The sequence below is a fragment of the Duganella sp. genome, assembly GCF_039595735.1.
GTDB lineage: Bacteria > Pseudomonadota > Gammaproteobacteria > Burkholderiales > Burkholderiaceae_D > Rugamonas.
Map to the genome: position 1 here is coordinate 19,302 of NZ_JBCNLB010000019.1, position 14,033 is coordinate 33,334.

The 14,033-nt window shown below is 64.0% G+C and carries 12 protein-coding genes; 6 read left to right on the plus strand and 6 right to left on the minus strand.

Annotated elements, in window-relative coordinates:
* Position 1: 1 nt before the first annotated feature.
* Genes ABDW57_RS23660 through ABDW57_RS23685 form a run of 6 tightly spaced genes read left to right on the plus strand, consistent with a single transcriptional unit; the run spans position 2 to position 6,331 of the window.
* Entirely contained in the window at positions 2-676 is a 675-nt protein-coding gene (locus ABDW57_RS23660) for an MBL fold metallo-hydrolase (protein ID WP_343732601.1), read from the plus strand.
* Entirely contained in the window at positions 673-1,701 is a 1,029-nt protein-coding gene (locus ABDW57_RS23665) for a beta-ketoacyl-ACP synthase 3 (RefSeq protein WP_343732602.1), read from the plus strand. Before ABDW57_RS23660 ends, ABDW57_RS23665 begins: the two co-directional genes overlap by 4 nt.
* Positions 1,698-2,945 carry an SDR family oxidoreductase gene (locus ABDW57_RS23670; RefSeq protein ID WP_343732603.1) on the plus strand — a complete coding sequence of 416 codons (1,248 nt, stop codon included), beginning with the start codon at positions 1,698-1,700 and terminating at the stop codon, positions 2,943-2,945. Before ABDW57_RS23665 ends, ABDW57_RS23670 begins: the two co-directional genes overlap by 4 nt.
* Positions 2,942-4,765, plus strand: coding sequence for an HAD-IIIC family phosphatase (locus ABDW57_RS23675; protein WP_343732604.1), 1,824 nt, complete (start codon positions 2,942-2,944; stop codon positions 4,763-4,765). Before ABDW57_RS23670 ends, ABDW57_RS23675 begins: the two co-directional genes overlap by 4 nt.
* On the plus strand, positions 4,755-4,988 hold the full coding sequence (locus ABDW57_RS23680) for a phosphopantetheine-binding protein (protein WP_176648930.1): 234 nt from the start codon (positions 4,755-4,757) through the stop codon (positions 4,986-4,988). The genes ABDW57_RS23675 and ABDW57_RS23680 overlap by 11 nt, the downstream gene beginning before the upstream one ends.
* Before the next feature lie 2 nt (positions 4,989-4,990).
* On the plus strand, positions 4,991-6,331 hold the full coding sequence (locus tag ABDW57_RS23685; protein WP_343732605.1) for a long-chain fatty acid--CoA ligase: 1,341 nt from the start codon (positions 4,991-4,993) through the stop codon (positions 6,329-6,331).
* Here the strand turns inward: ABDW57_RS23685 and ABDW57_RS23690 are convergent, their stop codons facing one another.
* Genes ABDW57_RS23690 through ABDW57_RS23715 form a run of 6 tightly spaced genes read right to left on the minus strand, consistent with a single transcriptional unit; the run spans position 6,332 to position 13,878 of the window.
* Complete coding sequence (locus tag ABDW57_RS23690; protein WP_343732606.1) at positions 6,332-6,877, minus strand: GNAT family N-acetyltransferase; 546 nt, start codon at positions 6,875-6,877, stop codon at positions 6,332-6,334. It lies immediately after the preceding gene.
* A gap of 1 nt (position 6,878) precedes the next feature.
* Positions 6,879-7,991 (minus strand): DegT/DnrJ/EryC1/StrS family aminotransferase, encoded by a 1,113-nt coding sequence (locus ABDW57_RS23695; RefSeq protein WP_343732607.1) that lies wholly within the window; start codon positions 7,989-7,991, stop codon positions 6,879-6,881.
* Positions 7,992-8,008: 17 nt separating this feature from the next.
* Positions 8,009-9,316: an MBL fold metallo-hydrolase gene (locus ABDW57_RS23700; protein WP_343732608.1), complete on the minus strand. Its 1,308-nt coding sequence runs from the start codon at positions 9,314-9,316 to the stop codon at positions 8,009-8,011.
* Positions 9,317-9,324: 8 nt separating this feature from the next.
* The gene (locus ABDW57_RS23705; protein ID WP_343732609.1) at positions 9,325-9,747 is read right to left on the minus strand and encodes an FdtA/QdtA family cupin domain-containing protein; all 423 of its coding nucleotides are present in this window, start codon (positions 9,745-9,747) and stop codon (positions 9,325-9,327) included.
* Between the two features lie 9 nt (positions 9,748-9,756).
* On the minus strand, positions 9,757-10,641 hold the full coding sequence (locus tag ABDW57_RS23710; RefSeq protein ID WP_343732610.1) for a glycosyltransferase family A protein: 885 nt from the start codon (positions 10,639-10,641) through the stop codon (positions 9,757-9,759).
* 30 nt (positions 10,642-10,671) lie between these two features.
* On the minus strand, positions 10,672-13,878 hold the full coding sequence (locus tag ABDW57_RS23715; protein ID WP_343732611.1) for a methyltransferase domain-containing protein: 3,207 nt from the start codon (positions 13,876-13,878) through the stop codon (positions 10,672-10,674).
* Positions 13,879-14,033 lie beyond the last annotated feature (155 nt).

Sequence of the window (14,033 nt, forward strand, 5' to 3'; positions counted from 1 at the left end):
CATGGCGAGCGTGGTCGGCAACTGGGGCGGCGGCAATGTCTGGCGCGTGACCAGCGGCGAGTTCTCTTCCAACGCCTATTTTTGCGAAGCGCAGGTGGAAGGCGGCGGCATCCTGATCGACGCCGGGCTTGATGGCGAAACCATCGACGCCGAATTGAGCGAGCATGGCCTGCGGCCGCACGCGGTGTACTGCACCCACGGCCATTTCGACCACACCGGCAGCGCCTCGCACTTCCAGAAAAAATACGGCTGCGCGGTGTTCGTGCCGAAAGCCGACGCCAAGTTGATGAAGGCGTCCAACTTTCTGCTGATGGCGATGAAGATCCAGCGCAAGGTGGTGCTGCCGGAGGCCACGCTGGTGGAACCCGGCCATGTGGCCGACATCGCTGGCACCCCGCTGCGCTACTTGCCGGCGCCCGGGCATACGCCGGGTTCCTGCATCATCGAATTCGGCAGCGCGTGGTTCACCGGTGATACGCTGTATGCGCGCGGCGTCGGCCTGTCGCATTTGCCGGGCGAGGACCATGCGGTGCTGAAGCAGACTATCCTCGGCTACTGGCAGGACCTGACGCCGGAGCGCACCATTTATCCCGGCCACGGTAACGCGGCCGACGGCTTGTCGGTCCGTACCGGCAACGCCGCATTGTTAAACTTTTTAGGGCTGGCAGCATCGTGAGCACTACTCCATTCCCCTTCCCGGGCATCACCATCACCGGCGTCGGCCACCATTTGCCGGAACACGCGGAGGACAACGCGACGCTGTGCCGCAACCTGGACGTCACTCCCGAATGGATCGTCGAGAAAACCGGCATCGAGCAGCGCTACATCGCCGGCCCGGACGAATCGGCGTCGCAGTATGCGGTGCTGGCGGCGCAGCGCGCTATCGAGATGGCCGGCATCAGCATGGACGAGGTGGACCTGATTATCGCCTGCACCTTCTCGGGCGACTACATCTACCCGCCGCTGTCGGCCAAGGTGCAGATGGAGCTGAAGGCGCCGAACGCACAGATCTTCGACCTTCAGGCTAACTGCACCGGCTTCGTCACCGGCCTGACGGTGGCCTCGGACCGCATGCGCGTGGACTCGTCGGTGCGCAACGCGGTGGTGATCGGCGTTGAATTCCTGTCGCGCTACATCGACCGGTCGGACGTTAATACCGCCATCTACCTGAGCGACGGCGCCGGCGCGGCGGTGCTGAGCCGCAGCGGCGACCCGGCCGACGGCATCATCTCCTCGGCCTTCCATACCGACAGCTCGAACTACGAGTCGGTGCGCATGCGCGGCGGCGGCTCCAGTCATCCGATCATCGGCCGCGCCTTCGATGGCGCAGTGGACTACATGGAAATGAATGGCATCGCCACCTGGAAGCAGGCTATCACCCACCTGCCGCGCGTGATCCGCAAAGCTTGCGAGAAGAGCGGCGTGGCGCCGGCCGATGTCGACTTCATGCTGTTCCACCAGGCGAACTTGCGCATGATCGAGTACATCGTGCGCAAGATGGGCTACAAGCTGGAACAGACCTACACCAACGTGGCGCGCGTGGGCAATACCGGTGCGGCGTCGCTGGCGATCGCCATGAGCGAGGCGGTGGAGAAGAAGCTGGTGAAGGATGGCGATACCGTGGTGCTGGCCGCCGTGGGCGCCGGTTTCAACTTCGGCGCCTCGGTGTGGCGCTGGAAGATGGCCAGGAAGGAAGCATGAGCATGTTTAAAGATTTCGATTCGATCCAGGTTGGCGAAACGCAGACGCTGACCAAACACATTACCGAAGCGGACGTGCGCAAGTTCGTCGAGATGACCGGCGACGACAATCCGCTGCACGTGGACCGTGCCTACGCGGAGACCACGGCGTTCAAGGACATTGTGGTGCATGGCATGCTGGGCGCCTCCTTCATCTCGACCGTGATCGGTACCAAGCTGCCGGGCACCGGCGCGCTGTGGGTGTCGCAGAACATGGAGTTCCTGCTGCCGGTGCGGCTGGGCGATGTGCTGACCATCAGCGCCACGGTGCTGAAGAAGCACGAACGCGAGCGCCTGCTGGAGCTGGATACCAAAATCGTCAATCAGAACCAGCAGCTTATCTTGACCGGTGTCGGCAAGGTAAAGGTGCTGGTGGCGGCGGAGCCCGAGGCCAAGCCGGCAGCGGATGCGCGTCCGCGCGTGGCGATTGTCACCGGCGGCGCCGGCGGCATCGGCAAGGCGATCTGCCAGCGTCTGGCGGCGGACGGCTTCAGCGTAGTGGTGAACTACCGCGGCCAGGCAGACCGTGCGGCGCAGATCGTGGCCGAGATCAACGCGGCTGCGGATGCGGCCAAGGCGGCGGGCGGCGGCGGTGTGGGCGGGGTCCATGCGCTGGGCCGCGCGCTGGCGGTGCAGGCGGACATCGCCACCGAGGCCGGCGCGCAGGCGCTGTACCAGGCGGCGGTGAAGGCGTTCGGTGCGGTCAGCGTGTTGGTGAACAACGCGTCGCCGCGCATCAATCCGAAACCGTTCAGCGCCACCGCCTGGGACGACGTGCAGCAGCAGATGGATGTGCAGGTCAAGGGCGCGTTCCTGATGACCAGCGCCGTGGTGCCGGAGATGGCGGCCCGCAAGTGGGGGCGCATCGTCAACATCACCTCGCAGGTGCTGGACGGTCCGCCGTCCGTCACCTGGACCGGCTACGCCATGGCCAAGGGCGCGCTGCAGGTGTTCTCCAATTACATGGCGGCTGAACTGGGGCCGCAGGGCATCACGGTGAATTGCGTGTCGCCGGGCATGTGCGAGACCACGCTGATCGGGGACATTCCCGAGAAGGCACAACTGATGATCGCGCGCCAGACGCCGTTGCGCCGCCTGGCCAAGCCGTCCGACGTGGCGGCCGCCGTCGCCTATCTGGTGTCCGAGGACGCCGGCTTCGTCACCGGCGACACCATTGCCGTCAACGGCGGGATGGCGATGCGATGAGCGGGCAGCAGAACACCGCAGCTGCCGCGCCGGTGGTGTCGCCGCGTGACGCCGCACTCGCTGTGCTGGGCAAGGCCGACAGCACCATGATGCAGCTGACGCAGGCTGTCACCACGCTGGAAAAGGAGGCACAGCCGCGCACCGTCAAGATTGGCGTCTCATCCTCCGCCACGGTGGATCTGCTGAACATCTACCTGCGCAAGCACGGGCTGCTGAACGGCGCGCGCATCGAGCTGGTGGCCGGTAACTACGACGACCCGATCGGAGACATCGATTTGTTCGCGCAAGCCGGCGTGGAGCAGATCGTTCTGCTGCCATTTTTCGACAACCTGCTGCCATCGTTTGAAGCGCAGCTGGAAAGCCTGGACCCGGCCATCATCGATGCCAAGGAAGCGGAGCTGCGCCAGCGCTACCGCATGGTGTTCGACAAGGCGCGCGCGATGCCGGCGATTTATCTCGGCACCTTCCACCGCATGGGCATGGCCGCCGACGCGGGCGGACAGGATGCGGTGGCGATTGTGCTGGCGCGCTTCAACGCCGCCCTGCGCGAGGAGGCTGCGGCGTTCGCCAACATCCGCATGATCGATACGGAAGACATCGTGCGCGCGGTCGGCCAGCAAGCCGCCTTCGATGCGCGCTTCTACTTCCGCAGCAAGGCGCCGTACACGGGCGCCTACATGAACGAACTGGCGCGCCGCATCGCCGCCGCCGCGCGCGGCTTCGGCGCGCACTTCTACAAGGTGCTGGCGCTGGACTGCGACAACACGCTGTGGGGCGGCGTGATCGGCGAGGATCTGCTGAACGGCATCAAGCTCGGTCCCTACGATTATCCCGGCAATATCTTCTGGCGCATGCAGCAGGAGTTCGCCGCGCTGGAGCGGCAGGGCATCCTGCTGGCGCTGGTCACCAAGAACAACCCGGCCGATGTTGACGAAGTGCTGCACAAGCATCCGGACATGGTGCTCAAAGAATCCCAGCTGGTGTCCAAGAAGGTCAACTGGGAAGACAAGCCATCCAACCTGCGCGCCCTGGCCCAGGAGCTGAACGTGGGCCTGGACAGCATCGTGTTCCTCGACGATTCCTCGTTTGAATGCGAAGCCGTGCGCCAGCAGCTGCCGATGGTGAAAACAGTGCAGGTGCCGACCACGCTGTCCGACTACCCGCGCGTGGTGGCCGAGATCAAGTCGCTGTTCCTGGCCGGCGGCATCGCGGCCGACAGCAAGGGCAAGACCGAACAATACCGCCAGCGCGCCGGCGCGGAAGAACTGAAAGCGCAATTCGGCTCGCAGGAAGAGTACCTGGCGTCGCTGGAACTGAAGGTGGAGCTGACGCGCAATGCACGCGCCAGCGCGGCCCGCATCAGCGAGTTGTCGCAGAAGTCCAACCAGTTCAACCTCACCACCACCCGCTACAGCGTTGCCGAGATCGAGCAGATGATGGAGGGCGATAGCCACGCCGTCTACTCGCTGGTGGTGAGCGACAAATTCGGCAATGCCGGCCTGACCGGCGTGGCCGTGATGCGTTACGAAGGCCGGACGGCCATCGTCGAGAACTTCCTCATGAGCTGCCGCGTGATCGGCCGCGGTGTCGAAACGGGCATCTGGACCCGTATCGCCGCCGACGCCATGCAGCGCGGCTGCACCGAACTGCGCGCGGAATACATCCCGAGCGCCAAGAACGCGCAAGTGGCTGATTTCTACGCCCGCCTGGGCATGCCCTTGCAAGAAGAAACCAGCGAAGGTGTGCGAAGATACGCCATCGCCGCGGCCGATTTTGCCGCCCCCGCCAACCCATGGATAGAGATGACTTATGTTGAATGAAGACGCCCTGAAACAAGTAATGGCCACCATGCTGAACGTGGACGCCGCCACCATCAATGAAGACTCCAGCATGGACAACGTGCCGAACTGGGACTCGCTGCGCCATATGAACCTGGTGCTGGCGCTGGAAGAGGAATTCAAGGTGACCATCCCCGACGAAGACGCGGGCAATATCACCTCCTACAAACTGATCAAGCTGGTGCTGAACGATCTGGGAGTGTAATCATGGAATGGCTGATCGAGCGGTTCCAGAGCGCGCCCGAGCGCATCGCTTTCATCCACGAAGGCCGTGAGGTCAGCTATGGCGGCGTGGTCGCGCTGATTGGCGACTTCTATCAGCGCGTGCAGGCGGCCGGCATCCAGCGCGGCGAGACCGTGGTAGTGCTGGGCGACTATTCGCCGGAAGTGTTCTGCATGATCATGGCGCTGTGCCGCAACGGCAGTATTGTGATTCCGTTGACGCGCACCTCGGTGGTGGAAGAGTCGGTGGCGCTGGGCGTTTCGGGTTGCGAGTGGTACGTGGAGTTCGATGCGGCCGGCCGCGACGCCACCATCACCCATCGCGGTCTCAAAACCGACAATGCCCTGCTCAACGAATTCCGCCAGCGCGGCACGCCTGGGATGGTGCTGTTCTCGTCCGGCTCGACCGGCAAGCCGAAAGGCATCCTGCATGACTTCCACCAGGTGGCCGAGAAGTTCCGCAAGCAGCGCGCGCCGGTGGTGGCGATTCCGTTCCTGATGATCGACCACTTCGGCGGCATCAACACCATCCTGGCGATCACGTCGAGCCTCGGCACGGTGGTGACGGTGGCCGACCGCTCGGTGCCGAACATCTGCGCGGCGATCGAGAAGTACAAGGTGGAGCTGCTGCCGGCCACGCCGTCGTTCCTGACGCTGATGATGGCGTCCAACCTGCAGCACCAGTACGACCTGTCGTCGCTCAAGCGCATCACCTACGGTACCGAAGTGATGCCGCAATCGACGTTGGACCGCGTGCGTGCGCAGTTCCCGGGCGTGGACCTGCTGCAGACTTACGGCCTGTCCGAGGTGGGTGTGCTGCGCTCGCAGTCGCGCGAGGACGGTTCGCTGTGGGTGCGCGTGGGCGGCGAAGGCTTCCAGACCAAGGTGGTGGATGGTGTGCTGTGGATCAAATCCCAGTACGCCATGGTGGGCTACCTGAATGCGCCGTCGGAGTTCGATGCGGACGGCTGGTTCAATACGCAGGATCAGGTGGAGGTCGATGGCGACTACTTCCGCATCCTCGGCCGCGTGACGGACCTGATCAACGTGGCGGGACAGAAGGTGTATCCGTCGGAAGTCGAGAGCGTGATCCTGGAGATGGACAACGTGCAGGACGTGGCGGTGTTCGGCGAGAAGCACGCCATGCTGGGCAACATCGTGGTGGCCAAGGTGGTGGTGGACAGTCCGGAAAGCGTGGACAGCCTGAAGAAGCGCATCCGTCAGGAATGCCTGGCGCATCTGGCGCCGTTCAAGGTGCCCGCCAAGGTGGTGCTGGCGGAAGGCCCGCTGCACAGCGTCCGCCAGAAAAAGATCCGGCGCGAGTAATCAGAACGCGACGGCCGCGCCGTCGGGCAGGTACTTGCGATACTGCTGCAGCGCCGCCTTGATGGCGGCGTTGCTCATTTCGTAGAGGTTGTCCTCGTCGGTCTCGCCCACCTTGACCGCGCCGAAGCGCTCGTGGAACTGGATCACGGACGCATTCCCCTTGCGCACATCAAAGTGCGCGCGCTGGAAGCCGATCTGCAGCGCGAAGTCGTACACCATCAAGGCCGATTCCACACCAAAGCCGCTCGGTGCGCCGTCGCTCTTGATCCACGAGCCCCAGCAGAAGGAATCGCCGCGCTGGTCGTACAGGCGCACGGTTCCGACCGGCGTGCCATCGAGCTTGCAGATGATGAAGTAGACCTGCGTGTCGTCGCCCGCATAGCGCGTCAGCCAGTCGCGCTGCTGCTGCACGTCCGGCGCGGTGGCGGACAGGAATTCTCCCTTCTTTTCATCCGTGCGCAAGGCCAGGATGAACTCCGCATCGGCGACGGCGGCGTCGCGGAACAGCAACTGCCGTCCGCGTACTGAACGCGGCTTGCGGAACATTTCAGCCCAATTCAGCCAGGACGGCTTTGACGCCGGCGACCACTTCGGCGGCATCTTCCAGCGTCATGGTTGGCGACACCGGCAGGCTCAGAACTTCGCGGTGGATTGCTTCCGCAATCGGGAAGTCGCCTTCCTTGTAGCCCATCTCCGCATAGGCTGGCTGCAGGTGCGGCGGCACCGGATAGTGCACGATGGTGCCGATCTGCTTTTCCGCCAGCTTTTTGGCTAGCAGGTCGCGTTGCGCGTGGCGCACCACGTACAGGTGCCACACCGGCTCGGCCCACGATGGGATTTCCGGCAGCGTCAGGCCGGCGATGCCGGCCAGGTGCTGCTGATAGTAGGCGGCGATGGCGCGGCGCTGGGCATTGCCTTCGTCCAGCGTGGTGAGCTTGACCGCCAGCAGGGCCGCCTGCAATTCGTCCAGGCGCGAGTTGTAGCCGGGGACGTCGTTGTAGTACTTGATCTTGGAGCCGTAGTTGCGGTAGGTGCGGATGCGGTCCGCCAGCGCGTCGTCGCTGGTGGTGACGGCGCCGCCGTCGCCCAGCGCGCCGAGGTTTTTACCGGGGTAGAAGCTGAACGCCGCCGCATCGCCCAACTGGCCGGTGACGCCGCCGTGGTAGCGCGCGCCGTGCGCCTGCGCCGCGTCTTCGATCAGCTTCAGGCCGCGCCGCTTGGCGATGTCCTTCAGCGGCCCCATGTCGGCCGGCTGGCCGTACAGGTGCACCGCGATGATGGCCTTGGTCTTGTCGGTGACGGCTGCTTCCACTTTCGACGGGTCGATATTGTAGGTGCCTTCCACCGGTTCCACCGGCACCGGTTTGGCGCCGCAGTGGCTGACCGCCAGCCAGGTGGCGATGAAAGTGTTGGACGGCACGATCACTTCGTCGCCGGGACCGATGCCGTAGCCTTTCAGGATCAGGAAGATGGCATCGAGGCCGTTGGCCACGCCGATGCCGTGCGCGCTGTTGCAGTATTCCGCGAAGCTGGCTTCAAAGGCCGCTGTTTCGGAGCCGAGGATGTACCAGCCGGAGTTGAGCACGCGCTTGAAGGCGGCTTCCAGCTCGGCGGCTTGCGTCAGGTTGATGGCTTTCAGGTCGAGGAAGGGGACGCTCATGATAGTTCCAATCTGTTTTAAAACACCGTGTTCACAAGACGCAGCAGGTCCGGCAGGTACAGGTCCGGCACGCGCTTGAGCGTGAAGCGGCGGGTGCCGAGGATTTCCAGGAAGGCGTCGCCGTTCAGCCAGTCGGAGGAGGCCACTGGGTCCAGCTTGAAGTGGTGGAACGGGCGGCCCTCGGTAAAGTGGTCCACCGCGCGCGCCTTGTAGGTCAGGCAGTCGATCTCGATCAGCACCTTGCCGCTGCGGTAGTTCAGGTCCATGCGCACGATGTTGTCGATCGGTGCGCCGCAGCCTTCCAGGCGCTTGTTCAGCGTTTGCAGGAACTGCTCCAGGTCGACGGGCGGGCCGTCGACACTTGGGGTTTTCTGCGGACGCGAAGCCAGGAAGGCCTGGGCGTCGTCGCGGTAGCTCTCAGCTTCGTAGTTGTTGGCGATGGTCAGTTCAGGGCCGTCCGGGCCGATGCCGTAGTAGTCGCCGGCCAGCATCGGTTGCACGCGCTTGGCTGTTTCAGGGCGCACCTTGCGTGCGTAGTCGGTCAGCTCGACCGGTGTCTGCACCGCCATGTTGATGTCCGAGCGCATATTGCCGTCGTCGATCAGCAGGTTGGCGCCGAACGGAATGGCGACGTCCGGCTTCAGGATGTCGACGTTGTTGAGGAAGTCGTCCATGTAGTGGTTGACCAGGCGGGCGCGCTCGCGCTCCTTGTGCAGCTTGCCCTCCTGGTCATCGTCGTACTCCATCAGGAAGGGATACCAGTGGATGTAAGCGTACGGCACACAGGCGACGTTGATGTGCGGATTGATCTCGGTGAACTTGCGCATCGACGCCGGCTGCAGGTAGTTGTCGTTGCCGTGGTAGACGCAGAAGTTGTCGTTGTAGACGATAGCCGAGGAGTCGATGCCGTTGGTCTCGTGGTTGATCGCGTACAGCTTCACGCCGGGGAAGATCTCATTGACGGTTTCCGGCGGCACCACGGTGACTTCGCGGCCGACCTTTTCCTTGATGTCGCTCTCGAAGCCAGGACGGTCGCCGACGACGAGCAGCTTGACCTGCGGCGGCAGCTTGCGCAGGAACGGCAGGTCGTAGTGATCCTGGTGGATGTGCGACACCACCACGGCATCGACCTCGTACCAGCGCGGGTCGACGATCTGCGGCGGGTAGAACACCCACGCGTTGTCATAGGGCTGCGACAGCACGATCGGGTCGAACAAAATCTTCTTGCCGCCCAGGACCACCAGCGCCGAGGCGTGGCCGGGGTAGAACAGGCCGTCGCCGGCGCCAAAGCGTTCGTAGAAGCTGGTCAGTTGAGGATTCATCATGATGCTGTTCAGGTGGGGTGATGATTGCGCGCGGCGACCACGAATTCGTCGTAGTCGAAGTAGTAGTCGGACGGATCGTAGTGGGTCGAGGCCAGTACCAGGCATACGCCGCCCGAGGAGAAGTTTTCCACCTCGCGCCACATCATCCCCGGCACGTACAAACCGTAGTAGGAGCGGTTCAGGTGGATCTTTTTGCGGCTGTAGCCGTCGTCCACGATGATGTCGAAACTGCCCGACATGGCGATGAAGAACTGCTGCAGATGCAGGTGACCGTGGCCGGCGCGCGAGGAGCCGCCAGGCACGTCGTACAGATAGTACACGCGCTTGATGTCGAAGGGGACGTGCTGCCCGCCCTCGATCACCGACAGGTTGCCACGCGGGTCGTGGAACTTGGGCAGGTCGATCAGCCGGGCTTCGTCAAGGTGGGACATCGCTTCTCCTTACTGGTCCAGTTTGGCCATACGGGCCAGGTAGCGCTCACGGGCTTCCCCGACTTGCGGGAACAGGTTATTCAGGCGCAGGAACACCGCGTCCACCTGCGGGTGCATCGAGCGGTACTCGTCGGAGCTGATGATCTGCGCGTCGAGCGACACCCGCAGCAGGTCAATGTAATCCGAGAAGCAGTTGCCGAAGAACGGGTTGGAGGTCGGATTGGAGTTCGACTGCAGGCGCGGGTCCTTGCGGAAGTAAGTCAGTTCCTCGTCGATATAGAACATGCTGCCGTCTTTGGTCAGGTTCAGGTAGGCGATCAGGTCGGCCAGACCGGTGAGGAAATCGTGGTCGCCCATCTTGTACAGCTGGTGCAGCCCGACGTCCCACATGGTCTGGCGACGGAACATCACGGTGGTGAATTCGCCGATGAAGTTCTCCATTCCCAGCGTGACGCGGCGGTGCACGTCCAGGCCGGACAGGGTGCCGCTGGCTTCATACGGACGGCGCGTTTCGATGCGCTCGTTGTCGGAGTTGATCACCTGCGAGGCCGAGAACACCATCTGCACCTCCGGGCGCGGCTGCATGGCGGCGACCATGCGCTCGATGCAGAACGGGTGCAGCAGGTCGTCGTCAAACAGCGGCTTGATGAATTCCCCCTTGGCTCCGGCCAGCGCGGCGTTGACATTCTGCTCGCGGTAGACGCTGGAGCGCTGATAGATCACGCCATTGTGTGCATAGCGCGCGCAGATGTCGCGGATTTCCTCGGTCGGGCAGTTATCGCTGACGAGGATCTCGATATTCAGATACGACTGGCCGACGGCCGAGCGCAGACACATCTCAAAATGCTGCGGCTTGTAGGACGGGATGACGATGCTGACTTTGGGGTAGCTCATGTAAAAGTCCGTGTATTTCGGTAACAGGCGTCAGGCGGCGACGGCGATCATGATGTACTGCCACGGCAGCGCATCTTCCACCGCCACCACCGGATCGACGCCGCTGGCGCCGGCCATCATGCGGATGGCCGGCAGATATTTTTCACGCGCCGGCTCGTCAACGACGCGCGCGCTGCCGCCGCTGATCTGGAAGCCGCTCTGCTGCAGCATCTCCAGCATCACGCCGCGCGTGAAGATGCGCTTGCGCGCCTTCTCGATGCCGCCAGGGCCGTAGCGCAGGTCGCCGGCGTTCAGGCGCGCCTGCATGCTCCAGTGCTGGAAGTTGCGCAGGGCGATGACGATCTTGCCGCCCGGTGCCATGTTGGTGCGGATTTTTTGCAGCAGGGTCCAAGGATCGTCGAGCTTTTCGAGCGCTTCGTCCAGCACCCAGCAATCGGCGCCGCGCACATGGTCCCACAGGTCGGCGCCGGCTTGTTCGATATGCTCGTTGAACACGAAGTCGCAGTGCGGCCGCGCGGCCTGGGCCGGCGCCGGATCGGCCTCGATGCCGGTGTAGTTGGCCAGCGGGTTGCGGGCGCGGTAAGCCTTGGCGAACGAGCCGTCGCGGCAGCCCAGTTCCACCACCTTGCGCGCATTGGCCGGCACAAGGCTGAGCAGGTCGGCGTTGAATTCGCCGCCGCTGCTGGGCAGGTCGTAGTGATAGCCGCCGGTGCGGATCACGGTGCCCTGCCAGTCATGCTTGATGTAGTGGCGCTTCGGCTCGCGGCTGAAGTCATCGCGCACCCAGTCCACGCCCAGCAGCAGATTGGCGGCGCCGGCCTGGTGCAGCGCCAGCATGGCCGGCAGCAGGGGCGCGCCGTGCTTGATCGGCAGCGGCCATTGGCGCATCACTTCCACGTTCACCAGCATGCAGGCCGGGTGCAGGTAAGGGATGGCGTCCGGCGTGCCGGCCTCGCGGCTGTGGCCCGATTCGTTGACCCACTGGACGTTGCCGACGCCGTACATGCCCGGCTTCAGGTGGCTGTGCAGCGATTCCAGGAAGCCGGCTTTCAGGATCTCGACGTCGGAATCCAGGAACAGCACCTCGCCCGACAGGCCCAGGTGGTTGATGGCCCACGACATGCCGGGACCATGGTGGATGTTGTAGCCGAACGGGATGAACTCGACGTTCTCGTGACCGTCGGTGATGGCGCGGATCTGCTCCGCCACATCGGGATTCGAACCGTCGATGATGTAGACGCGGTTGGTGTAGAACTGGCGCAGTGTGCGCAGCAGCGCTTCGATCAGGTCCGGCGCGTTGTAGGACACGGCCACGATCGGGATCTGGTCGATGCGCACTGGCGCGGCCGGCATCTCTTCCGACGGATGCACAGCATGCGCCGGCGCGGCCAGGCGCGGCGCGGCCGGCTTGGCCACCTTCAGCAGCGCCGCTTCCATATTGCGCACGAAGCGCGGGCTGTCGAACAGCGCACAGGTCAGGCGGTTGGCTTGCAGCTGGCGCTTCATGGCGGCGATGCGCTGCGGGTTGTTGGCCAGTTCCACCGCCTTCTCTTCGTAGTCGGCGAAATTATAGGTAATCAGCTGCGGCAGGTCGACCGCGCGCAGCAGGCTGCCCGCCATGCGCGAGGAGAAGGTCTGGCCGGCGCAGGTCAGCAGCGGCAGCCCGGCCCACAGGGCATCGCTGGCGGTGGTGCCGGCGTTGAACGGGAAGGTGTCCAGGAACAGGTCGGCCAACTGGTAGCGCGCCAGGTATTCGGCCGGCACCGCGCGGGTGTTGAAGATCAGGCGGTTGCGGTCGATGCCGGCCTGCTCGGCGTAGCGGAACAGGTTCTCGCGCACTTCCGGATAATCGGCCACCAGCCACAGGACCGAATTCGGCACGCGGCGCAGGATGTTCATCCAGACTTCGAACAGGTCGGGCGTGAACTTGAAGTTGTTGTTGAACGAGCAGAAGACAAATGCGTCTTCCGGCAGGTTGACCGAGGCGCGGGTCGGCTTGGGCGCGATGGCGCGCTGGCGGTCGTTGATCTGGAAGCAGTCCGGCAGGTACAGCGGCTTCTCGGTGAAGTGCTCGGTCATCTCGGGCGTGATCAGGAATGCGTCGGCGATCACGTAATCGATGCCGGGCAGGCCGGTGCTGCCGGGGAAGCCGAGGTAGGTCAGCTGCACCGGCGCCGGGCGGTAGGCCAGGATCTGCGGGCGCGCGCCCAGGGTCAGGCCGTGCAGGTCGACCAGGATGTCGATTTCATGGGCGCGGATGGTGCGCGCGGCCTGCTCGTCGCTCAGCTTATCGATGCGGATGTAGTGGTCCATGGCCTTGACCACGCGGGCGCGGATCGGCGAACCGTCCTCGCGGCTCCAGCTGAAGGCGTACACCTCGAACTTGTTACGGTCGTGCAGTTCATACAGCTCGGCGGTCAGGATCGAGACCGCGTGCGAGCAGAAGTCCGAGGACAGGTAGCCGATGCGCAGGCGGTTGTGGCCATAGCCGTGGGCGCCGGTCAGCGGCGCCACGGCGGCGTTGATCTTCTCGTTGACGAAGCGCTTGGCGGCGGCCAGCTGCATGGCCGGATCGGCCGAGGCGCTGAGCATGGCCAATGCCGAGGTGCCTTCCATCATGGTGGCGACCGAGATGTGTTCCAGGCCGGCGTACACCGGCCATTCGCACTGCTTCTGACGCAGGTGCACCCAATGCGTCATCACATTGGCCTGTTGCGGATCGACGCGCAGACTCAGGGCCAGCATGGCTTCCGCTTCCGGGTAGCGCTTCTGAATTTCCAGCAGGCGGCCGAGGTTGTTCAGGGTCTGGATATAGAGCGTGGTGTTGGTCTTGATATCCGGTTCGATCGGGTCGGACAGAATGGACTTCCACATGGCCAGCGCGTCTTCCGGGCGGCCGGTGCGCTCCAGCAGGGTGCCGAGGTTGAGACGCGCTTCGACGAAATGCGGGTTTTGCGCCATGGCCTTGCGTAGCACCGCCTCGGCGCCGACGTCGTCGCCGGCATTGGACAGCACCACGGCCAGGTTGAAGCAGGCGGCGTAAGCCAGCGGCGAGGGCGTGTGCTCGATCCAGGTGCGGTACAGGGCGATGGCGGCCGGCAGCTGCCCACTTTCCTGCAGGACAGCCGCTGCGCCGAACAGGTCGCCGATGGAAAGAACGCCCTGGGCGGCCATGCCCATGACGGTACCCAGCGGGCTGTTATCGGGAACGGGTGCGGCAGAGGCTTGTACGGTCATAGCTGAGCTTGGGATCGAACCAAAAAAGGTAGGCCCTATCATACCTTTTTGTCGCTGGGTAAGGGCAACTTTTGGCTCTGGAGCAAGACTGTAAAATCCCCGCTGCTCAACCCTTCACCACTCCGGGGTCAGGTCCGCCATTTCTACACGAGCTG